This window comes from Tabrizicola sp. YIM 78059, assembly GCF_004959785.1.
GTDB lineage: Bacteria > Pseudomonadota > Alphaproteobacteria > Rhodobacterales > Rhodobacteraceae > Tabrizicola > Tabrizicola caldifontis.
This window is the reverse complement of the sequence record NZ_SJZH01000009.1, coordinates 13,481-34,680: the sequence shown is the minus strand read 5'-3', so window position 1 is coordinate 34,680 and position 21,200 is coordinate 13,481. Positions and strand designations below refer to the sequence as shown.

Below are 21,200 nucleotides of genomic sequence, written 5' to 3'. Positions count from 1 at the left end.
ATGTCGTCTTCTGCGCGCAATCGGGCGGCTTCCCGCTTGGCCCGCCCGCCCCGCGTGGTATGAGAAGCGCAATCCCGCGGAGGCGCCCATGACCATGTCCGATATCGAGCTTGCCTTCGCGCATCCGGAGGACAGGGCCGAGGCCTCTGCCAGCGCCGACCCGCGCGACCGGATCAGCCTTCGCGATCATGTCGTCGAGGCCGAGATCGGCGCCTTCCAGCAGGAACGCGGCCACAAGCAGCGGCTGCGCTTCAATGTGGTGGTCGAGGTGCGCCCGGTGACCGGGCCGCTGGACGATGATGTGGACCGTATCCTCAGCTACGACCGGATCACCGAGGCCATCGCGGCCGAACTGGCGGCAGAGCGGCTGAACCTGCTGGAGACGCTGGCTGAACGGGTGGCGGAGCGCATCCTGGCCGAACCCGCCGCCATGCGCGCCTTCATCCGGATCGAGAAGCTGGACATCGGTCCCTATGCCCTTGGGGTGGAAATCGTGCGTTCGCGCGCCGAGGTGCCCCTGCGCCGGACGGATGACAGCGAAGCGACGGTGCATCCGCTGGTGGTTCATTTCGACAACGCGGCGATCGCCGACCCCGCGCTGCCGGCACGGCTGGACGCGCTTCAGGCCGAGGGGCTGCCGCTCATCCTGACTGTCGGCCTGCCGGATCTGCCGCGGCCCGTGACCGGCCACAAGCCGACGCAGCGCCGGATCGACCTGCTGGCCATCGAACAGAACGCCTGGGCCCTGGCCGCCCGCGATCCGCGCTGCGTCGTGGTGGCGACGCGCACCGAAATCGACTGGGCGATGAAGCGCGGCCAGACGGTAGTCTGGGCCCCATCGAAGCTGGTGCTGGACGCTGTGGACGGGCCGAAGGGGACCGAACCGGTGACGCTGGCCCTTTGGCTTGCCGAAACGATGGCCGCAACGGCATTGGTTGTTCACGGCCAGGTTGCAGTGCCGGCAGGAAGCCGCGTGCCGGTGAAACGGGTGTGACGCTTCCCCCTTGCCAAGCGGTCGGGCTTCGGCCACTCCCGACGCCATGGAATACTATTATCGCCCCATCCCCATGATCGACCCGGCCCGTGCGGCAGGTGCCTTGCCGCTGGCGGGTGGCTGGTGCTGGTTCGACCGGGTCGAGGTTCTGTCGCGCAGTGCTGCGCCCTGGGTCATCCCGGCGGGCGAGGTGCCCGAGCCCGTGTTGCACCGCCTGACCGCACCGCGCGCCGCGTTCGCGAGCCTGTCGATGGATCGCCCGCGCCTCATGGGCATATTGAACGTGACACCCGACAGCTTTTCCGACGGCGGGCGCTTTTGCTCGGCCGAAGTTGCCGTCCGCCAGGGGCAGCAGATCGCGGACGATGCCGAGATCGTGGACATTGGCGGCGAAAGCACACGGCCAGGCGCAAGGGAAGTGCCGATCGCCGAGGAAATCTCCCGCACCGTTCCGGTGATCGAGGCCCTGCGGGCGGGTGGCATGCGTGCCCCGATCTCGATCGACACCCGCAAGGCGTCGGTGGCGGCGGCGGCGATCCGGGGTGGTGCAACGTTGGTCAACGATGTTTCGGGCCTGTCCTTCGACCCGGCACTGGGCCCGCTGATCGCCCGTGAAGGCGTGCCCCTGGTGCTGATGCATTCCCAGGGCCTGCCCGAGACCATGCAGGACGACCCGCGCTACGGCAATGTGCTGCTGGATGTCTATGACGAGCTGGCCCGGCGGCTGGCCCGGGCCGAGGCGATGGGAATCGACCGCCGGAACATCGCCGTCGATCCCGGCATCGGTTTCGGCAAGACTGCGGTGCACAACCTGGCTTTGCTGCGTGGGCTGTCGCTTCTGCATGGGCTGGGCTGCCCGATCCTGCTTGGTGCCTCGCGCAAGCGGTTCATTGGTTCGATCGGTCGGGCCGAGGCCCCGGATGCGCGGATGCCGGGATCGCTGGCGGTGGCGCTGACGGGTTTTGCACAAGGCGTGCAGATCACCAGGGTGCATGATGTGGCCGAGACGCGGCAGGCGCTGCGGCTGTGGCAGGCGATGCACACCGAACCACTTGAGGAGATGGCATGACGCGGCGGCTGTTCGGAACCGATGGCGTGCGGGGGCGGGCCAACAGCTGGCCTATGACGGCGGAACTGGCGCTGAAGCTGGGCGCGGCCGCAGGGCGGTATTTCAGGCGTGATGGAAGCGCCGGGCACCGGGTGGTGATCGGCAAGGACACGCGCCTGTCGGGTTACATGCTGGAAAACGCGCTTACGGCGGGCCTGACCTCGACAGGCATGAACGTCATGCTGCTGGGGCCGGTGCCGACACCGGCCGTCGGGTACCTGACGCGCTCGCTAAGGGCGGATGTCGGGGTGATGATCTCGGCCAGCCATAACCCGCATGAGGACAACGGCATCAAGTTCTTCGGGCCGGACGGTTTCAAGCTGTCGGATGCGGCAGAGGCCGAGATCGAGGCCTTGCTCGAAGGGGAGATCCCACCGGCAAAGCCGGGGAACATCGGCCGCGCAAGGCGGATCGAAGACGGGCGCGGGCGATACCAGGAATTCGTCAAGACCAGCTTTCCGGCCGGCCTTCGGCTGGACGGGTTGAAGGTGGTGATCGATTGCGCCAACGGGGCGGCCTACAAGGCAGCGCCCGAAGTGCTGTGGGAACTGGGGGCCGAGGTGATCCCGGTCGGGGTGCATCCGAATGGTACCAACATCAACGAAAACTGCGGCAGCACCCATACCGACACTGCGGCAGAGGCGGTGGTCGCGCATGGGGCGCATGTGGGGATCAGCCTGGATGGCGATGCCGACCGGGTGATGATCCTTGACGAGACTGGCCAGGTGGCGGACGGCGACCAGATCATGGCGCTTCTGGCGGCGCGCTGGGCCGAGGAGGGGCGCCTGCGCGGCGGCGCGCTGGTGGCCACGGTGATGTCGAACCTAGGGCTGGAGCGATTCCTGGAAGGGCGCGGCCTGCGGCTGGAACGTACGGCCGTCGGCGACCGCTATGTGGTGGAACGCATGCGCGAGGGTGGCTTCAATCTGGGCGGCGAACAGTCGGGCCATATCGTGATGACCGACTATGCCACCACGGGCGACGGGCTGATCGCGGGCTTGCAGTTCCTTGCGGAAATGGTCCGAACCGGCCAGCCAGCCAGTAGCCTGACCCGCAATTTCGAAACCGTGCCGCAGAAGCTGAGAAATGTCCGCTTCGCTGAAGGCGCGCGACCGCTGGATGCCGAAGAGGTGCGCCGGGTCATCGCCGAAAGCGAGGCCCGGCTTGCCGGCCTGGGACGCATCCTGATCCGCAAGTCGGGCACCGAGCCCTTGATCCGCGTGATGGCGGAATGCGAGGACGAAAGCCTGCTGGACGCCGTGGTGGACGAGATCGTGGGCGCAATGCAGGCGGCCGTCTGACGGCCCTGCGCGGCCAGGTTCAGGCTTTCGGTTCTGGATGTGACGAAGGCGGTGGTGATCGCGACGCCTGTCGCCCGACCGGGCGCGGACAGACCGCCCCCTTCAGGCGGGGCCCACCCGCCCGCTATGCAGCCCTCTGGCGGCGGGCGCGTGCCAGACGTCAGGGTTTCGGGGCAAGCGCATAGTTTCCGGGATAGGCCAGCGTGCCATGGTGGGTGATCTGCGCGGCCTCATGGCACCAGATTTCGCCCCCGCAACCCTCGATCCAGCGGCGGCAGAAGGAGGTGTCCTCGCCATGCATGATCTCGCCGCCGCGGCCGCGCAGGTGGCTGAAGAAGTCGTGGAAATCGGCGCCGGGGTAGCCAGGGCCATTGAAGCCCGGAACGGGCCTTGCCGCACCCATTTCCACCATGCGTTCCGGGACGGCGCGACGGATCAGCATGAAGCCGGTACCTGCCCCCGGCACCTTGCGGAACTTGCCGCGCCGCTCCAGCGGCCAGGGCTGGCCGCGGTCATAGACTTCGGCCACGTTGTAGCGCAGGGCCTCGGCCAGAAGATCGGCGGTCGAGGCGCGCTCGGCCGCGGGCTTCATGACTTCGCGCTCTATGGCGGCACGAAAGGCGGCCCATGGCATCCGTCGCTGCGGATAGGCCGCGCAGGTGAAATCGGCATCGAAATCAAGCAGCTCGAAGAATAGCTGCGGCTGATAGCTCATATCGCTGTCCAGCAGCAGCGCGTGGCTGAAATTGCGGTTCGCCAAGAACACCGACATCAGGTAATTGCGCGAAATCACCAGATCGGACCATTCGTAGGTCTTCAGCGCAAAGGCGATGCCTTTACGTTGCAGCGCCTGGGTGAGGCCCAGCAGGCTGTGGACGGCCGGCGTGTCGATCTGGCCGCCGGTGGGCATCAGGATCATCAGGGTGGTCATGCTGCGGGCGCTCGTCCGGGGATGACGCAGGGTTCGCGGGGGGAAGGCCCCTTGTCAAGGCGATGATCAGGCAGGTCGAAAGGTCGCCAAGCGACACCACGACAGCGTTCAGGACAAACCGCAGGATCGCAAGGCACAAAGGGAAGAGGCGAAGCCGTCTGCGCATCTTGCGGCTTCGCCAGGGACAGGGGCGCCGGTTGCGCGCCCCTGCGCAGGGTGCGCTTCAGCGCACCTGTCCGGGCCTAGTTCCGCGCCTTGTCCACCAGCTTGCCCTTGCCGATCCAGGGCATCATGGCGCGCAGCTTCTCGCCGACCTTCTCGATCTGGTGTTCGTCGTTCAGCCGGCGGGTGGCCTTGAAGAAGGGCTGGCCCACGGCGTTTTCCTGCATGAAGTCGCGGACGAACTTGCCGGTCTGGATGTCGTGCAGGACTTCCTTCATCCGCCGCTTGGTTTCCTCGCGCGGCAGGATGCGGGGGCCCGAGACATATTCGCCATACTCGGCCGTGTTCGAGATCGAGTAGTTCATGTTGGCGATACCGCCCTCGTAGATCAGGTCCACGATCAGCTTCACCTCGTGCAGGCATTCGAAATAGGCCATTTCCGGCTCGTAGCCGGCCTCGACCAGGGTTTCGAAGCCCATGCGGATCAGCTCAACAAGGCCGCCGCAGAGGACCGCCTGCTCGCCGAAGAGGTCGGTTTCGCATTCCTGGCGGAAGTTGGTCTCGATGATGCCGGACCGCCCGCCGCCGATGGCCGAGCAGTAGGAGAGCGCCAGTTCCATCGCCTTGCCGGTCGCGTCCTGGTGGACGGCCACGAGGCAGGGCACGCCGCCGCCCTTGACGTATTCGCCGCGCACCGTGTGGCCGGGGCCCTTCGGCGCCATCATGATGACATCGACGCCCTTCTTCGGCTCGATCAGGCCGAAGTGCACGTTCAGGCCGTGGGCGAAGGCGATGGCCGCGCCCTCGCGCAGGTTGTCGTGCACATAGTGCTTGTAAGTCGCGGCCTGAAGCTCGTCGGGCATGGTGAACATGATGAGGTCGCACCACTTGGCGGCCTCGGCGATGCCCATGACCTTCAGGCCCTCGGCCTCGGCCTTCCTGGCGCTGGGCGAGCCTTCGCGCAGCGCGACGACGACGTTCTTCGCGCCGCTGTCGCGCAGGTTCAGCGCATGGGCATGGCCCTGGGAGCCATAGCCAAGAATGGCGACCTTCTTGTCCTTGATCAGGTTCACATCGCAGTCGCGGTCGTAGTAAACGCGCATCGGGCGTCCTCCTTGGTGTCGATGGCGCGACAATAGGGATTTCTGCCGCGCGACCCGTGCAATCTTTGACGACTGGCGGCGGATATGCAAAAGATCATTCCTGAAAGCGCCATTCGACGGAAATTTCATGCTGATCGACGACACCGACCGCCGCATCCTGCGCCATTGGCTTGCCGAGCCGGGGCTGGAGCGCGCGGTGCTGGCCGAGCGCGCGGGCGTCACGCCGGCGACGCTGTGGCGCAGGCTCGACCGGCTGCGGGCGGGCGGGGTGATACGGTCTGAGGGCGCGCGGATCGACTGGCGGGCGCTTGGCTATGCGGTCGAGGTCTCGCTGCGCTTCACGCTGGACAAGACCAACCCGCGTGCCTTCGACGAATTCATCGCGGCGGCGCGCGAGGTGCCCGAGGTCATCGCAATCGAGACCTTCCTCGGCCGGGTGGATGTGCGGCTGAACGTGATCGCCCGCGACATGGGGCACTGGACCGGCATCTACCGCGACCGGATCCTGACCCTGCCGCACATCGCCGAGGTCGAGGCGCTGATGCTGGTTGCGACGATCAAGGAGACGGGGGGGCTTCCGCTGTGATCGACCTTGACGACACCGACCGGGCGATCCTGCGGGCGCTGGCGGCGGACGGCACGCTTTCGGCCGGGGAACTGGGGCGCCGGCTGGGCCTGTCGCAGCCCTCCGCATGGCGGCGCGTGCGACGGCTGGAGGAGGCGGGGGTGTTGAAGGGCCTGGCGGTCGAGGTGGACCGCGAGGCGCTAGGCTTCGGGGTCACGGTGTTCCTGGGCGTCAAGCTTGCAACGAAGGGGCGGGTGAGCCTTGAGGATTTCGAGCGCGCCGTGCAGGCCATCCCCGAGGTGCAGGTGGTGCAGCATGTGCTGGGCCTGTTCGACTATCGCCTGCGGGTCGTTGCGCGTGACATCGCCGATTTCGAGCGCGTGCTGCGCCGCCGCATCATGACCTTGCCGGGGGTCGGCAATGTGGAAGCGAACGTGCTGCTGACGGAAGAGCGCCGGCCGGGCCCGTTGCCGTGAAGATCGTCGGCAGCCTTGACAGCATTCCCTTGCGTTCTGGCATGTGGCCGAAGGCATGATCCTTGGTGAAGCGAGGGCTGGGGCGAAATCACCGTTCCGGCTGTCGGAAAAAAAAGAGGGGCAGGAGTATTTCATGAAAACCTGATCGGCGTTGCCAGGGCTCTTGCGGTTCGGCTGTCCGGGGATCCTTGCGCTGGCCAGGTTGCACGGGAAGTCTGCGATGCCTCGTGCCGGCGGCTAGCGCAGCCGGCACGAGGCGGCCCTTCACACCCGGAACAGATCCTTTTCCACCCCGGCCTTTTCCAGCAGATAGTCACGGCTGGCCTCAAGCTCTGCCCGCAACTTCGCGATGTCATGGCCGAGAGTCTTGCCCCGCCACTTGCGCACCTGGCCCGCGCAGATCACGGTCGAGACGTTGGACCGCTCCATCAGCGTCACCACCGCGCCGGGGACATGGTTCAGGGGTGCGACGTTCAGGGCGCTGGCGTCCAGCAGCACGATGTCGGCCTCTTTCCCCGGTGTCAGACTGCCGGTCTTGTGGTCGAGCTTCAGGCCCTTTGCCCCGCCCATCGTTGCCATCTCGATCACCTCAAGCGCCGACAGCAGCTTGGGGTAGTCCTGACCGTTCAGCGCCAGTTCGTTGGCGAACATCCGTTGCAGGGTGATGGTAGAGCGCATCTGGGTGAAGGGGTCCGCCGTCATCGTGCATTCCACATCCGAAGACAGCGACGGCAGCATCCCCAGGTTCAGGCATTTCTGGATCGGCGGCACGCCGTGGCGCATCTGCATCTCGATCGGGACGGACAGCGAAACGTGGGCGCCAGCATCCGCAGCCTTCTGCCAGGCCATGTCGCTCATCCCGGTCATGTGGATGAAGATGCAGTCAGGCCCGAACTGGCCGGCCTCGGCCAGGGAGTCGAAGGTGGGGGCCATGCCGAAGGTGCCGACGATGTGCATGGCGAGGGGAATGTTCAGCTCGCGGCCGGTGGCCCAGGCAGCCTCGTAGCCGGGCAGGTAGATTTCCGCGCCCATCACCATGGTCAGAAGCTGGTCGTCGCTGGCGAAATGCTGCGCCTTGATCCGGCGGGCGTCGGCCGGATACTGGGCTTTCTCGCCCCAGCCCTCGAAATAGCCGAAGACCGCGCGGCGGCCGGCAGCGCGCAGGGCGCTGATCGCGGCGTCGGAATGTTCAGGGCTGTGATGGATCTGGCTGACATCCATCACCGTGGTCACGCCCGCGTCGATCTGGCTGATCGAGCCGAAAAGCTCCGAGATATACACGTCTTCGGGCCGGTAGAGGACGCTGAACTTCTGCAGCATCCATTCATAGTAGTTGGCGGCGCTTTCCGGCCGCCCGTCGTTGACCAGAATCGCATCGGCCAGGATCGAGCGCAGCGCGGTTTCGAACTGGTGGTGGTGGGTGTCGATGAAGCCCGGCATGACGACATGGCCCGAGGCGTCGATCACGGCGGCATCGCCAGCGTCGAGGTTGGCGCCGACGGCGAGGATCTTCGCACCCTCGATCAGCACGTCTCCGCTGGCGAAATTGCCGACGTTGACATCCATGGACAGGATGTGGCCGCCCCGGATCAGCGTCCTGCGGCCCGGCTGGCCGATGCCGGCGGGCAGGGGGGCAGGGGCAGGGTGGGCCGCGGCGCCGCTGGTGTCGGCGGGCGCGCGGGCCAGGGTTGGACGGGTGGCGTCACAGAGCTTGCACATGGTTTCTCCTCCCAGAATGGATGTCTTGGCCGACGGGGCAGCACGGATCAGCGGCTGTCGAGCACGGCGGAAAGTGCAGGGATGCGGGCAGTAGCAGCGCCCAGCCGCGCGGCTGCGGCGCGCAGATCGGGCAGGCGGGTGGCGACCAGATCCTCGGGCGTGACCATGCCGGTGTAGCCGGACGAGTTCAGCGCCGCGACCACCCGCCCGTCGGCGGCGCGGATCGGCACGGCAAGCGCGGTGATGCCGTAGTCAAGCTGATCGACGGTCGTCGCGTAGCCGTCCTCCCGCGCCTTCAGGATCAGGCGGCGTATCTCGGCCTTGTCGGTCACGGTGCGCGAGGTCAGGGCCACCGGTTCCATCCGGGCAAGGCGCGCATCGAGTTCATGATCCGGCAGGCCCGCCATCAGGACGCGGCCGAGGCTGGTGGCATGGGCCGGATAGCGCGCGCCCACCACGGCGCTGGCACGGCGCGCGCGCTGGGTGGAATGATGGGCGATATAGACGACCTCTGTCCCTTCCAGCGTCGCGACCGACGAAGCGTCGCCATGGGTTTCGACGATCTGGCGTAGTTCGGGCAGAAGGAACTCGTCGATCCGTGCGGCGAAGTAGAAGCCCGAACCAAGCGACATCACCTTGGGCCGCAGGTGAAAACGCTTGCCGTTCTGCCCGACATAGCCCAGCGCCATCAGCGTGATCAGACTGCGCCGGGCTGCAGCCGGGGATAACCCAACCCGACGCGCGATTTCCGACAGGGTCATGTCCGGATGCGCGGCGTCGAAGCTTTCCAGCACCGCCAGGCCCTTGGCCAGTGCCTCGACGAATTCAGGCGGCCGATCGCCTTCCATGGGCTGTCCCCCGCCCGACATCGTCAGCCTGCCGGGGCAAGCACGAAGTCGAAGTGGCACTTCGCGTCGGGCTTCTTTTCGGTCGCGGGCAGCACATCTCCGGCCTTCACCGGCTCGAGTTTGGTGATCAGCGACTTGCGCACGCCGAAGACCGCATCGTTGTCGAGATAATCGGTGTTTTCGAAGAACATCTCGGTCGTGATCGGGCGGTAGCCCTCGGCGCGGATGATGTAGTGCAGGTGCGAGGCGCGCCAGGCGTGGCGGTTGCCCGCGCGCAGCAGGCGCCCGACCGGGCCATCGTAGGGCACGGTATAGGGCTTGGGCAGCACGGTGGTGTACCAGTAATTGCCATTCTCGTCGGCGGTGAAGATGCCGCGCAGGTCGTACTTGTCCTGCCCGCTTGCCTGTTCCTGGATCGGATAGGTCCCGGCGCTGTCGGCCTGCCAGGTGTCGATGATGGCGCCGGGGATCGGGTTGCCCAGCGAATCGCGCACCTGCCCCTGGACCAGCAGAACCGCACCGTCGCGGCCCTTGCCCAGATCGCCTCCAAGCGCAAAGCGCGGAGCGTCGTCAAGATAGAACGGCCCGAGGTTTGAGCCCTCGGTCGCGCCGCCCCTGGTGTTGATCATGTCCACCAGCGCCGAAAAACCCAGAACGTCGGACAGAAGTATGAATTCGTGCCGTTCCGGCGTGGAGATCTGCCCGCAGTCATACAGGAAGTTCAGGACGCCGATCCATTCCTCGTGCGTCATGTTCACTTCCCGGGTGTAGTCGTGCAGATGCTGGATGAACGTCTCCAGCAGGAACTTGAAGCGGCTGCCCTCTTCTGTCCTGAAGGATTTCTTCACCGCCTCGGTGATCGTGAATTGGTTGATGTCACGCATCGCTGACCTTCCCTGAATTTACCCGGTTGACGGCAAGCTAGTGCAGTGCATATTCTCCGGCAAGAGAAAATAATTTCGCTATACGAAAAAAGGTGCGCCATGAGGATCGGCAAGCAGGACAACGCCTTCACGGCGATTGCCACATCGGACGAACATTCGATCACGGTCCGGGGCCATGACCTGGTGGGCGATTTGATCGGGCAGATCGACTTCACCGAATATTTCTGGTTGCTGGTCTGCGGCCACCGGCCCACGGATGCGCAGAAGACGATGATGAACGCCTGTCTGGTGGCCATCGCCGAACACGGGCTGGTCCCAAGTGTGCAGGCCGCGCGGATGACGCTGGCGGCGGCACCCGAGGCATGGCAGGGCGCCATGGCGGCGGGGCTACTGGGCATGGGCACTGTCGTCGCGGGGTCGTCCGAGATCGCCGGGCGTTTCCTGGCCGAGGTCGTGGCGGCGGGCGGCGATGAGGCCGCGGCTGTCAGGGCGCTGGAGGGGGTGAAGGCGGCGCGGAAAAAGGTGCCGGGTCTGGGGCATCCGCAGCATTCCTCGGGTGATCCGCGCGCCGACAAGCTGTTGGAGATTGCCGACAAGCTGGGTGTCTCCGGCCCCCATGTCGCGGCGCTGCGCCATGTGGGCAAGCATGCGCCCGCCATCATGAGCCGCCCGTTGCCGATCAATGTCAGCGGCGCGATCCCGGCAGTGATCCTGGATGCCGGCTGGCCGCTTGAAGCCTTGAAGGCTGTGCCTCTGCTGGCCCGCGCCGGAGGACTTGCCGCACACCTTTACGAGGAATCGCGCCGCCCCATCGGGTTCATCCTGTCGCACAACGCCGACCTTGCCATCGCCTATGACGGGGAGCGCGCGAAATGATGCCCTTGCGCAATATCCGCGTGGTCGAGATGGGAACCTACATCACCGGCCCCGCCGCAGCGATGCAGCTGGCCGACCTTGGCGCCGACGTGATCAAGGTCGAACGCCCCGGCGAGGGCGACCCGTTCCGCGCCTTCAAGGGCGGGCTATACTCCCCGCATTTCCAGACCTACAACCGCAACAAGCGGTCGATTGCGCTGGACACCAGGAAGGCCGAGGATCTGGCCGTGTTCCACGCGCTGATCGAAGGCGCGGACGTTTTCATCCAGAACTTCCGCCCCGGCGTAGCCGAAAAGCTGGGCGCGGGTGAGGAGGATCTGCGCCGCATCAATCCGAACATCATCTACTGCGCCATTTCGGGCTTTGGCACATCCGGACCCGCGCGTGACCGGCCAACCTATGACACGGTTGCGCAGGCGGCCTCGGGTTTCCTGCGGCTGATGACGCCCCCGGTGAAGCCCCGCGTCATCGGCCCCGCCATTGCCGATGCGGTAACCGGCCATTACGCGGCAACCGGAATCCTCGCGGCGCTTGTCGAGCGCGGGGTTACGGGGCAAGGGCGGCGGCTGGACATCTCGATGCTCGAGGCGATGTGCCACTTCAACCTGGACAGCTTCACCCACTACTTCAGCGCGGGCGAGGTGATGGGGCCGTTGTCCCGTCCGGTGGTCAGCCAGTCCTACACCTTCGAATGCTCCGATGGGAAATGGGTGGCGATCCACATGTCGAGCCCCCCGAAGTTCTGGGAGGGTTTCCTTGAGGCGACAGGGCAGCAACACCTTGCTGCCGACCCCCGCTTTGCCGAACGGATGGAGAGGATCAGGCATCAGGACGACCTGATCGAGATCATGACCCCGATCTTCAAGGCAAAGCCCCGTGACCACTGGTGCGCGGCGCTCGAGGCGGCCGAGGTGCCCTATTCCCCGGCCTATGACAGCGACGAGGCGCTGGAGGATCCGCAGGCCGTCCATCTGGGTATCAAGGTGTCTGCCGATCACGCCCTGATGGGTCGCTTCACCACCGTGCGTGCGCCCTACAACTTTGACGGCGAGGCCAACCGCCAGGTTCTGCCACCCCCGGTGCTGGATGAACACGGGGCGGAAATCCGTGCGGAACTGCAAGGAAGAAAGGCGGGCTGACACCCGCGAAAATCTTGATCTGGGAGGAGAAAGACGTGCAAATCAAAGCCATCCTCATGGCCTCGGCCATGGTCATTCCCGGCGCTGCCTGGGCGCAGGAAAACATCGACCTGACCATCGCCTCGAGCCACCCCACGGCTATTCCGTGGGTTGGCATGATGCAGACCCACTTCATGGCCGAGACCGACCGTCTGCTGGCCGAAACGGGCAACTACAAGATCACCTGGAACGAGGCATTCGGCGGCACGCTATACAAGGCCAATGCCACGCTGTCCTCGGTGGAACAGGGCGTGACGGATGTGGGCTGGGTCTTTTCGCTGCTGGAAGGCGCGGAACTGCCGCTGAGCCAGGTTTCCAGCTATGCGCCTTTCGCGACCAACAACCCGCCCGTGCAACTGGCCGTGATGCAGGAACTGATCGACACGATCCCCGAGCTGAAGGCCGAATGGGAAAGCCACAACCTGGTGGTGCTGGGTCTGACAGGCACCGACAGCTACGATCTTTATGCCAAGAAGCCGATCAGCAGCCTGGCCGATCTGAACGGCATGAAGATTTCCGCCCCCGGCGTGCTGGGCACCTGGCTTTCCGGCACGGGCGCAAACCCGGTCGATGGCGCGCTGACCACCTTCTACACCGACATCCAGACCGGCGTTTCGGACGGCGTCCTGTCGCTGGCGCTGGGTGTCTTCCCGGCCAAGATCTACGAAGTCGCGCCCTATATCACCAAGGTGCAGATGGGCACCGCCTTTTCCGGTGCGATTGCGATCAACAAGGACAGTTGGGATGCCCTGCCCGAGGAAGTGCAGGACGCCATGAGGAAGGCCGGCGCCTATTACACCGAGGCCCACGGCAAGGATCTGCTCGAACGTCCGGTTGCCGTGACCCAGAAGATCATCGAGGCCGGCGCCACCCAGAACCCGCCCGTCACCCTGGCAGAACTGCCGCAGGATCAGCGCGAGGCGTGGGTGAACGCGCTGCCCGATCTTGCTGGCAACTGGGCCCGCGATCTGGATGCAAAGGGTCTTCCAGGCACAACGGTGATGAATGCCTACATGGCGGGGCTGAAGGCGCGGGGCGAAACCCCGGTCCGCGACTGGAAGGCGGAATAAGGTGAGCGGCCCCGTCGTGACGGCCCGTGCGATGGGGCCGGTCGGCCGCCTGCTGACCTGGGTGGGAGAGGGGCTTGCCGCCATCTCTACCCTGCTGATCGTGGTGCTGATGCTGATCATCAGTGCCGATGCGCTGGCGCGGAACCTGCTGGGTGCCTCGCTGCCGCTGGTTTCGGAACTGGGCGCCTCGCTTCTGGTTGCCATTGTCTATCTGGCCCTCGCAACGACGATCCGGGCAAACCGTCTGGCGCGGACCGACATGGTGCTTGGTGCGCTGGCACAGTCGCGGCCCCGGGTCGCAGCGGTGCTGTCGGCCTTCTACGATCTGGTCGGCGCGGCGATGCTGGCCTTGGTCTGCTGGGCCGGGGTGCTGACGCTGATCCGCGATTACGAGGGCGGAAAGTACATCGGCATCCAGGGGGTGCTGACCTTTCCGGTCTGGCCCTTTGGTCTGGCTTTCGTTCTGGGTCTTGCCGTCGCGGTGCTGCAATTCCTGCATCAGGCCTGGCGTGCCATCGCGGACGGCAGCGCGCGAACCGGCGGGGGGCTGGAATGACCGGGGTGGAAATAGGCATCCTTGCGGTCGGGCTTCTGCTGTTGCTGATCCTGATCGGAATGCCCATCGGGGTTGCGATGCTGGCGGTATCCTTCGGCGGCGTGTCCCTCATCCGTAACGAGAACGTGGCCTTCCGAATGGCCGGGTCGGTCGCCCGGGACAGCTTGCAGGAATATCTGTTCGCCGTGGTGCCCCTTTTCGTGCTGATGGGGCTGCTGGTCACCGTTTCGGGTGTCGGAAAGGACACGTTCGACGTGTTCCAGTCGGCGCTGCGCAAGGTCAGGGCGGGGCTGGGGGTTGCGACGGTCTTTGCCAATGCCGTCTTTGCCTCGATTACCGGCATCTCCATCGCTTCGGCCAGCGTCTTTTCCCGCGTCGCCGTGCCCGAGATGGTGCGGCATGGCTATGCCAGGGGCTTTGCGACCGGGGTGGTGGCGGGGTCATCCGTGCTGGGAATGCTGATCCCGCCATCCCTGCTGATGATCGTCTATGCCGTGCAGGCAGAAGAATCAGTCGGGCGGATGTTCCTGGCCGGTATCGGGCCGGGCTTGCTGTTGTCGGTCATGTTCACCTTGACGATCCTGCTGATGGCGCGGTTGCGCCCTGCCGCAGTGTTCGATCGGAACGAAGACCACGTTGGCCCCGAACTCACGCTTTCCCAGACCCTGCGCAAGGCGCTGCCGATACTGTCATTGATGGGACTGGTGCTTGGTGGACTTTACGGCGGTTTGCTGAACCCGACCGAGGCCGGCGCGGCTGGTGCCCTTGGTGCGCTGGTGATTGCGGTCCTGCGCCGGTCTCTGGGCGAGGGGCGGTTCTGGCGCCTTTTGGTTGAAACCGGGCAGATCACCGTTTCGGTCCTTTTCCTGGTCATGGCGGCAAGCTTCTTTTCCCGGATGCTGGCCATGTCGGGCCTGCCGGCCGCGCTGGGGGAAACCCTGCTTTCCGGCCCGGTCGGACCCTGGGGCTTTCTGGTGATCTATCTGCTGGTGGTGATCCTGCTAGGCTGCATCATCGACAGCATTTCGATCATGCTGATCCTTTTGCCCATCGCCCTGCCGGTGGCGCAGGCGGCGGGGTTCGACATGATCTGGTTCGGCGTGATGACCGTCGTTGCTGTCGAGATCGGCCTGCTGACCCCACCATTCGGCCTGTCGGTCTTTACCATCAAATCCGCGATGAACGACCCGGCGCTGCCTGTGGGCACCATCTTCCGCGGCACCATGCCCTTCGTGCTGGCAATGGTGGCGGCGCTGTTCATCCTGACCCTGTTCCCCGGCATCGCCACCTGGCTTGCCCGACTTTGAAGGACGTTCCATGACCCGACTGCTTTTCTTCCCCGGATCGCTGCGCGCACAGGCATCTTCGACCGCGCTTCTCAAGGCGCTGGCCGCCCGCCTGCCGGAAGACGTGACCTCGCAAACCGCCGACATTGCCGCGCTGCCCTTCTACAACGCCGACTATGACGGCGGCGCGCCTGTGGCGGCACTGCTGGCGCAGGTCAAGGCAGCGGACGGGGTGGTGTTCGTCACGCCAGAATACAACTACTCTGTACCCGGAGTGCTCAAGAACGCGATCGATTGGGCTTCGCGACCCGGCTACAACTCGGTCTTCAAGGGAAAGCCCTGCCTTGTTGTCACCACATCGGCTGGGGCCTTGGGCGGGGTGAGGGCGCAAGGTCACCTGAAGCAGATCCTGTCGGCCATGCTGGCCGAACCCTTCCCCTGGCAGGAGATCGTCGTGCCCGAGGCGGTGAAGAAGGTGAAGGACGGTGTCTTTGCCGATCAGGCGGTACTGGACTTTGCCGGGGCGGCAATGTCGGCCTTTCTTGAGCGGATCCGCCGGCAATAGGCGTGCCGCTGGAGTGCTTTCAATCGGTGCGCAACGGCAGCGTCCCACCGATGCTGCCGATCAGTGCGATGCCCGGCTGCTGCACGGCCCTGTCGTTCGGCCTGCCAGGGTCGAGACCAGGGTCCCCGATACGTCCGTTTCCCCACTGGTTCCGGTGCTGCCGGATCAGCTGTCGCGGCTGAAAGGACGTTCACACCCTGAAATCCATGCGGGGACGCGGACGGCCCCCACCTGTTGGCAGATGGCATGAAACGTATCTCAGCGACCGCGGTCTGCGGTCGCTGAGATCATGTCGGCCACGATTGTCCGGGGTCGGTCAGGCCGCGACGGGATCCTGCCCGCCCTTGACGCCGGTGATATAGCTGACGATGTCATTGCCGTCGGTTTCATCCTTGCGCAGCGAAGCGACGATCCGGCCCCTGCGGAAGACGACGATCCGGTCCACCAGATCAAAGACCTGCCGCAGGTTGTGGCTGATCAGGATCATCGGGATACCCCGGTCCTTGAGGCCCCGAATGATGTTTTCGACCTGAGCCGTCTCCTGCACACCCAGGGCGGCGGTGGGTTCGTCCATGATGACAAGCTTCGAGGCAAAGGCGGCTGTCCGCGCGATGGCAACGCATTGGCGCTGTCCGCCCGACATGTTGCGGATCGGATTGTCCACGTTGGGGATCTTGACTGCAGTGGTCTTCAGCGCCTCTAGCGTGCGGTCGCGCATCCCCTTCCGGTCAAGCCAGCTGAACGGGCCAAGGCGGAAACGGAACAGTTCCCTTCCCAGAAACAGATTGGACGGCACGTCCAGATCGTCTGCCAGTGCCAGCGTCTGGAACACCGTCTCGATGCCGGCCTCGCGGGCCTCGAGCGGACCGGAGAAATTCACAGGCTGCCCGTCGAACAGGATCTCGCCGCTGGTGCGCTGTTCGACGGCGGTGACCTGCCGAACGAAGGTCGATTTGCCAGCGCCGTTGTCACCGACGACGGCAACGTGTTCACCCTCGTGCAGGATGAAATTCGCGTCCTCCAGCGCATGCACCCCGCCGTAGTGCTTGGTCAGTCCGCGCGTTTCCAGGATGATCTTCGACATCGGCCTACCCCCTTGCCCGCTTGCGCTGCCGCCACTGGTCCAGCACCACCGCGCCGACGATGATCGCGCCCTTCACCATCTCCTGATAGTAGGCGTCCAGCCGGATCGAGGTAAAACCCGAGATGATGACGGAAAAGATCGCAGCGCCCAGCACCGTGCCGATGATCGAGCCGCGTCCGCCTGCAAGACTGACGCCGCCGATCACTGCCATTGCGATGGCGTCGAGTTCATACATCACCCCCATTCCGGCCTGGGCCGTCAGGTTCTTCGAGGTCAGAAGGATCGCCGCCACTGCCGCCATCAGGCCGGCGATGGCATAGACCAGAACCTTGTGACGATCGACGTTGATGCCGGACATCCGCGCCGCAGCCTCGTTCGAGCCGATGGCATAGCTGCGCTTGCCATAAAGCGTGTAGGCCATCACGATGTGGAACAGGATTGCCAGCAGCACGAAGACCACGGCCGGGTTCTGCCCAGGCCACGACAGGATGCCGAAGGTCATGCCGCCCAGCAGGTCGCCATTGGCCAGCGACCCGTAGCTTTCGGTCGGAAAGCTGACCGGCTGGCCGTTCGACCACCAGCGCGCCACGCCGCGCGCCGAAACCATCATGCCAAGCGTGGCGATGAAGGGCGGGATCTTCGTATAGGCCACCAGAAGCCCGTTGATCAGCCCCGCCAGCAGGCCGCAGGCCAGCCCTACGGCTATGGGCACGATCACCGGCAGGTCCATGGCCCAGTCGCCGAAAATGGCCTTGGGGTTGGGGTTGCCGTTCACCACTGCGGTCTGGGCAAAACTCATCACGATCATCGCCGTCGCACCCACGACGCTGCCCGACGACAGGTCGATGCCCCCGATGATGATGACCTGAGTCACGCCCAGCGCGATGATCCCCACGATCGCAACCTGCAGGATCATGATGTCCAGCCGCTGCTTGTTGAAGATCGCGTCCACGTTGTCCCGCATGTTGAACAGGAACGAGCCGCCCTGCATCCGGTTCAGGATCTCGAACACCAGAACGATCAGGATCAACGCCCCAAGAACATTCCATTCCGGCGCCCGCGTTCGCTTTGCAGGGTCATACCTGAGCCCCCCGACACCATGCGTCGCTTCAGCCACGGCCAGTTCCTCCCCAACCTCTGCCGATCACGGATAGAGCCCGGACCTGCCCATTGGTCACGGTCCGGGCAAACGGGGCGGTTGCCGCCGCCCCGTCAGGCCCCTGCATGGGGGTCAGTTCTTGGCCATGTATTCGGCCATGTTTGCGGGCGTGACCAGTTCGAAGGGAATGTAGACCTTCTGTTCCACCGTTTCCCCTTTCGCCAGCTTGACCGCCGCATCCAGCGCGCCGCCACCCTGCGCAGCCGCATTCTGGAACACCGTGATGTCCAGCTCGCCCGCCTGCATCGAGGCCAGCGCATCCTGGGTCGCGTCCACGCCCGAGACGATGACATCGTCCATCGAGATGCCTGCAGCCTTCATCGCCTGAATCGCCCCAAGCGCCATTTCATCGTTGTTGGCCAGGACGCCGTCGAACGGCGTGCCCGTCGAAAGCCAGTTGGTCATGAGGTTCTGTGCCTGGTCGCGGCTCCAGTTCGCGGTTTGCTGATCGATGATGTTGACCTTCACCGGGCATAGCCCTTCGTTCATCACGTCATAGTAGTTCTGGGTGCGCTGCACTGCGGCCTGGTTCGACAGTTCGCCCTGAAGGACGTAGACACTGACTTCCTCCTTGCCTTGTTCCTTCCACAGCCGGCACTGCTCGATGAAGCCCTGGCGCGAGGATTCGCTTTCATTGGAGGCGACGAAGGCCTGGTTGTCGGGCAGGCTGTCCACATTGATCGGCTGGCGGTTCACATAGACCAGCGGCACGCCAGCGGCGGCGGCGGCATCGGTCATCGCCTGGGTGGCGCTGGTGTCCACCGGGTTCACGATGATCGCATCCACCCCTTGTGCGATGAAATTGTTGATCTGGTCCAGCTGCTTGGCCACGTCGTTCTGGGCATCCTGGATCTGTACCGAAAGTCCGTCGGCATCGGCCTTGGCCTGGATGCCGTTGCGCAGCACGGTCAGAAAGTTGTCGTCGAACAGCGCCATCGACACACCGATGCCTTCGGCCATCGCGGTCGTGGTCATCAGCGAGGCGAGGCCCGCAGCGATAAGGGTCTTCTTCATGGTGGTTCCTCCCTGTGTCGGCCTGCCGTCCGCTACGGCAGGTCCGGTTTCTTCAACGTCCGGCCGCGCCCTCCCGGCGCGGTCCGGGGCGACTCGATCAGCCCGGGGTTCCAGACTGAGGAGTTGCGGACAGCCGGTCAACAGATTTTTGCAACCGGTTGCAATCCATTTGCGATGCCATGCACGCGGCCTTTTGTTGGCGCGTCCTGCGGCCGAGACGGGGCGTCGTCATGCGGGCACCCGCGAGATGTGATCCATGCTGGCCCGAAGTGCGGCTTCGGGATCGGCCAGTTCGTGGACGAGGGGTGAAAAAGCCTCGTAAGACACCGGCCCGTCCCATCCGGCGGCGCGAAGTGCTTCGATCTGGGCGATGTTACCCAGCCGATCGGCTGGTGTGACCAGCACGCGATGCGGATCGCGCATGTCGGACAGGGCTACCTCCTGGTCCACCACGCCAGAGACATGCACGATCCCGGTATGTTCGGGAAAGATCGGGCCGCCATGGGCGAGCGTGTGGTGGAAGGTATCATGCACCAGCTTGAACCGGCCAGTGCCGCCGATCGCCTCGACCGCCTCGACGGCTTCGGCCTTGTAGCGCAGTGCGCAGATCTCGAACCCCAGGGGCTCTACCATGCCCACAAGGCCATGGTCTTCCAGCATCGGCTTCAGCGCCTTCAGCGCCACGCGCAGCGCGGCCTGCCTTTCGCCGTTGCCTATGCCCCTGTTGTCATTGCGCGGGATCAGGCTGACGGCCTCGGCCCCGGCGGCGCGGGCGATCCGCATGAGGGCCAGAGCCTCATTGGCCTTTTCGTCAGACCAGTCGTTGAACCTCTTGACCTCGGCCAGTGCCAGAAGCCGCAGACCCGCCGCCCGGACCAGCGCGCCGGCCTCGGCAGGGTCCATCCCGTCGAACAGCGGCTGCGGCAGATCGTTTCGCACTTCGATCCCCACGCAGCCAAGGCGCGCGGCAAGGGCGACCAGATCGCGGAACGACAGCCGGGCCACGGTCATGTGGTTCAGGGCAAACTGGGTCATGCACGGCCTCCCACCGCGATGCTTCCGGGTGGAACAGGGATCGCCCCAAGCCGCGCGCATCGTCAATCCGACAGGGAAAGTTCACATCAAAGCTGACGAAATACTGCGTCATGTACTGACGAAATGCAATCAGACCGACTCGGGCAGGTAGAGATCGGGTTGCAGGAAATGCTGCCCCTGCACGCCGGCAATTCCCCCGGCCAGCGCCTTGGCGGCAAGGGTCAGCAGATCGGCGCACAGCCTTTGCAGGGGCGTGGCGATGACCATGGTCACATGCCTTTCGATCAGCGCACTGCGGCTTTCCGGGGTCAGTTCGTTTACCACGAGCGCGACCTCGCCGGGCTGGCGGGCCTCGCGCAGGGCGGCTATGGCTCCTTCCATGCCGCCGCCCGCGCAGTAGATGCCCCGCAGGTCGGGATGGCGCCCCAGAAGATCCAGCGTCGCCTCGTAGGTCAGCTGCCGGGTTTCCAGGTTGATCAGCGTGTCCAGCACCTGGAACTGCGGCGCATGTTCGCGGAAATAGCTGCGAACGCCGGTTTCGCGCAGTTCGTGCCCGTGCCAGCGGTAGCCGCCGACGAAGACCGCAACCTTGCCCGGATGATGTGCCGCCGTGGCGATCATGTGCGCGGCGATCCTGCCGACTTTCAGATTGTTCAGGCCAAGATAGTTCTGCCGCACGCCTTGGGCAAAGTCGTTCAGCAGAGCGAAGCAGGGTATGCCCTTGGCGTTCAGGCGGACCACGGCCTCGGTAACATCGGGGTGGGTCACGGCAGTTGCTGCGATGGCATCGACCCGGCTTGCCATGCCTTCCATAAGTTCGGTGAAATCCCGCGGCGACTGGGACGCGGCGAAGGCCACCTGAAGCGAGGCGCGCACCCCCGTTGCCTGGGCGACTGCACGCTCGGCCTCGGCCTTGAAGGCCTGGTAGAAGGACTGGCGTTCCTTGTGCAGTACCAGCCCCAGGCGAAGGCGGGGCAGGTCTGGCTGCATCCTTTGCCCGATCAGCGGGGCAGCGTGGTAGCCGATCAGTCGCGCCGCGTCATAGACCTTGCGGGCTGTTTCCTCGCGCACCTTCTCGCGCCCGTTCAGGACGCGGTCGACGGTAGCGGTGGAAACGCCTGCCTCGCGGGCGACATCATGGATGGTGGGACGACGGGCCATCGGATTATGACGAAAAAACATCAGGACTGCCGAAGAGCATGATGGCTTGTGACGAAATCCGCAAGGTCCGGTCTTGGTGAAAGGGCCCAGACCGACCTATGCAGGAAACACCGGGCGAAAGGCCC

Annotated in this window: 21 protein-coding genes; 11 read left to right on the top strand and 10 right to left on the bottom strand. The window is 65.1% G+C overall.

Annotated features, from left to right (window positions below; translation table 11 throughout):
* Positions 1-88: 88 nt before the first annotated feature.
* The 3 genes from EZM81_RS12425 to glmM are packed head-to-tail and all read left to right on the top strand — an operon-like array spanning position 89 to position 3,403.
* The gene (locus EZM81_RS12425; RefSeq protein WP_135450452.1) at positions 89-994 is read left to right on the top strand and encodes a dihydroneopterin aldolase; all 906 of its coding nucleotides are present in this window, start codon (positions 89-91) and stop codon (positions 992-994) included.
* 46 nt (positions 995-1,040) lie between these two features.
* Positions 1,041-2,063 carry a dihydropteroate synthase gene (gene folP / locus EZM81_RS12420; RefSeq protein ID WP_136645937.1) on the top strand — a complete coding sequence of 341 codons (1,023 nt, stop codon included), beginning with the start codon at positions 1,041-1,043 and terminating at the stop codon, positions 2,061-2,063.
* On the top strand, positions 2,060-3,403 hold the full coding sequence (gene glmM, locus EZM81_RS12415) for a phosphoglucosamine mutase (protein ID WP_135450454.1): 1,344 nt from the start codon (positions 2,060-2,062) through the stop codon (positions 3,401-3,403). Before folP ends, glmM begins: the two co-directional genes overlap by 4 nt.
* A 160-nt stretch (positions 3,404-3,563) precedes the next feature.
* On the opposite strand, the gene EZM81_RS12410 is transcribed toward glmM, so the two are convergent.
* Both EZM81_RS12410 and ilvC read right to left on the bottom strand, forming a co-directional pair.
* Positions 3,564-4,334 (bottom strand): hypothetical protein, encoded by a 771-nt coding sequence (locus EZM81_RS12410; protein ID WP_136645936.1) that lies wholly within the window; start codon positions 4,332-4,334, stop codon positions 3,564-3,566.
* Between the two features lie 242 nt (positions 4,335-4,576).
* The gene (ilvC, locus tag EZM81_RS12405; RefSeq protein ID WP_136645935.1) at positions 4,577-5,599 is read right to left on the bottom strand and encodes a ketol-acid reductoisomerase; all 1,023 of its coding nucleotides are present in this window, start codon (positions 5,597-5,599) and stop codon (positions 4,577-4,579) included.
* 130 nt (positions 5,600-5,729) lie between these two features.
* Here ilvC and EZM81_RS12400 point away from each other — a divergent pair, with 130 nt between their 5' ends.
* Both EZM81_RS12400 and EZM81_RS12395 read left to right on the top strand, forming a co-directional pair.
* A complete protein-coding gene (locus tag EZM81_RS12400) occupies positions 5,730-6,185 on the top strand; it encodes an Lrp/AsnC family transcriptional regulator (protein WP_136646003.1) in 456 nt (151 codons plus the stop codon).
* On the top strand, positions 6,182-6,640 hold the full coding sequence (locus EZM81_RS12395) for an Lrp/AsnC family transcriptional regulator (RefSeq protein WP_136645934.1): 459 nt from the start codon (positions 6,182-6,184) through the stop codon (positions 6,638-6,640). The genes EZM81_RS12400 and EZM81_RS12395 overlap by 4 nt, the downstream gene beginning before the upstream one ends.
* Positions 6,641-6,904: 264 nt before the next feature.
* Here EZM81_RS12395 and EZM81_RS12390 read toward each other — a convergent pair whose 3' ends face one another.
* The 3 genes from EZM81_RS12390 to EZM81_RS12380 are packed head-to-tail and all read right to left on the bottom strand — an operon-like array spanning position 6,905 to position 10,091.
* The gene (locus EZM81_RS12390) at positions 6,905-8,359 is read right to left on the bottom strand and encodes an amidohydrolase family protein (RefSeq protein WP_136645933.1); all 1,455 of its coding nucleotides are present in this window, start codon (positions 8,357-8,359) and stop codon (positions 6,905-6,907) included.
* A gap of 47 nt (positions 8,360-8,406) precedes the next feature.
* Complete coding sequence (locus tag EZM81_RS12385; RefSeq protein ID WP_135450459.1) at positions 8,407-9,207, bottom strand: IclR family transcriptional regulator C-terminal domain-containing protein; 801 nt, start codon at positions 9,205-9,207, stop codon at positions 8,407-8,409.
* A gap of 23 nt (positions 9,208-9,230) precedes the next feature.
* Complete coding sequence (locus tag EZM81_RS12380) at positions 9,231-10,091, bottom strand: dioxygenase (protein WP_135450460.1); 861 nt, start codon at positions 10,089-10,091, stop codon at positions 9,231-9,233.
* Between the two features lie 99 nt (positions 10,092-10,190).
* Here EZM81_RS12380 and EZM81_RS12375 point away from each other — a divergent pair, with 99 nt between their 5' ends.
* The 6 genes from EZM81_RS12375 to EZM81_RS12350 are packed head-to-tail and all read left to right on the top strand — an operon-like array spanning position 10,191 to position 15,622.
* Entirely contained in the window at positions 10,191-10,967 is a 777-nt protein-coding gene (locus tag EZM81_RS12375; protein ID WP_136645932.1) for a citryl-CoA lyase, read from the top strand.
* Positions 10,964-12,106: a CaiB/BaiF CoA-transferase family protein gene (locus EZM81_RS12370; protein WP_135450462.1), complete on the top strand. Its 1,143-nt coding sequence runs from the start codon at positions 10,964-10,966 to the stop codon at positions 12,104-12,106. The genes EZM81_RS12375 and EZM81_RS12370 overlap by 4 nt, the downstream gene beginning before the upstream one ends.
* A 35-nt stretch (positions 12,107-12,141) precedes the next feature.
* Positions 12,142-13,215, top strand: coding sequence for a C4-dicarboxylate TRAP transporter substrate-binding protein (locus tag EZM81_RS12365; RefSeq protein ID WP_211195410.1), 1,074 nt, complete (start codon positions 12,142-12,144; stop codon positions 13,213-13,215).
* 1 nt (position 13,216) lies between these two features.
* Entirely contained in the window at positions 13,217-13,771 is a 555-nt protein-coding gene (locus tag EZM81_RS12360) for a TRAP transporter small permease subunit (protein WP_136645931.1), read from the top strand.
* On the top strand, positions 13,768-15,078 hold the full coding sequence (locus tag EZM81_RS12355) for a TRAP transporter large permease (RefSeq protein ID WP_136645930.1): 1,311 nt from the start codon (positions 13,768-13,770) through the stop codon (positions 15,076-15,078). Before EZM81_RS12360 ends, EZM81_RS12355 begins: the two co-directional genes overlap by 4 nt.
* 10 nt (positions 15,079-15,088) lie before the next feature.
* Complete coding sequence (locus tag EZM81_RS12350; RefSeq protein ID WP_136645929.1) at positions 15,089-15,622, top strand: NADPH-dependent FMN reductase; 534 nt, start codon at positions 15,089-15,091, stop codon at positions 15,620-15,622.
* Positions 15,623-15,938: 316 nt separating this feature from the next.
* Here EZM81_RS12350 and EZM81_RS12345 read toward each other — a convergent pair whose 3' ends face one another.
* The 5 genes from EZM81_RS12345 to EZM81_RS12325 form a co-directional block, all read right to left on the bottom strand.
* Positions 15,939-16,706, bottom strand: a complete 768-nt coding sequence (locus EZM81_RS12345) for an ATP-binding cassette domain-containing protein (protein WP_135450466.1) — start codon at positions 16,704-16,706, stop codon at positions 15,939-15,941.
* Between the two features lie 4 nt (positions 16,707-16,710).
* Positions 16,711-17,823: an ABC transporter permease gene (locus tag EZM81_RS12340; protein WP_135450467.1), complete on the bottom strand. Its 1,113-nt coding sequence runs from the start codon at positions 17,821-17,823 to the stop codon at positions 16,711-16,713.
* Between the two features lie 114 nt (positions 17,824-17,937).
* Complete coding sequence (locus tag EZM81_RS12335) at positions 17,938-18,879, bottom strand: substrate-binding domain-containing protein (protein ID WP_135450468.1); 942 nt, start codon at positions 18,877-18,879, stop codon at positions 17,938-17,940.
* Between the two features lie 228 nt (positions 18,880-19,107).
* Positions 19,108-19,914, bottom strand: a complete 807-nt coding sequence (locus tag EZM81_RS12330; RefSeq protein WP_136645928.1) for a TIM barrel protein — start codon at positions 19,912-19,914, stop codon at positions 19,108-19,110.
* A gap of 129 nt (positions 19,915-20,043) precedes the next feature.
* Positions 20,044-21,075, bottom strand: coding sequence for a LacI family DNA-binding transcriptional regulator (locus EZM81_RS12325; RefSeq protein WP_136645927.1), 1,032 nt, complete (start codon positions 21,073-21,075; stop codon positions 20,044-20,046).
* Positions 21,076-21,200: the final 125 nt, after the last annotated feature.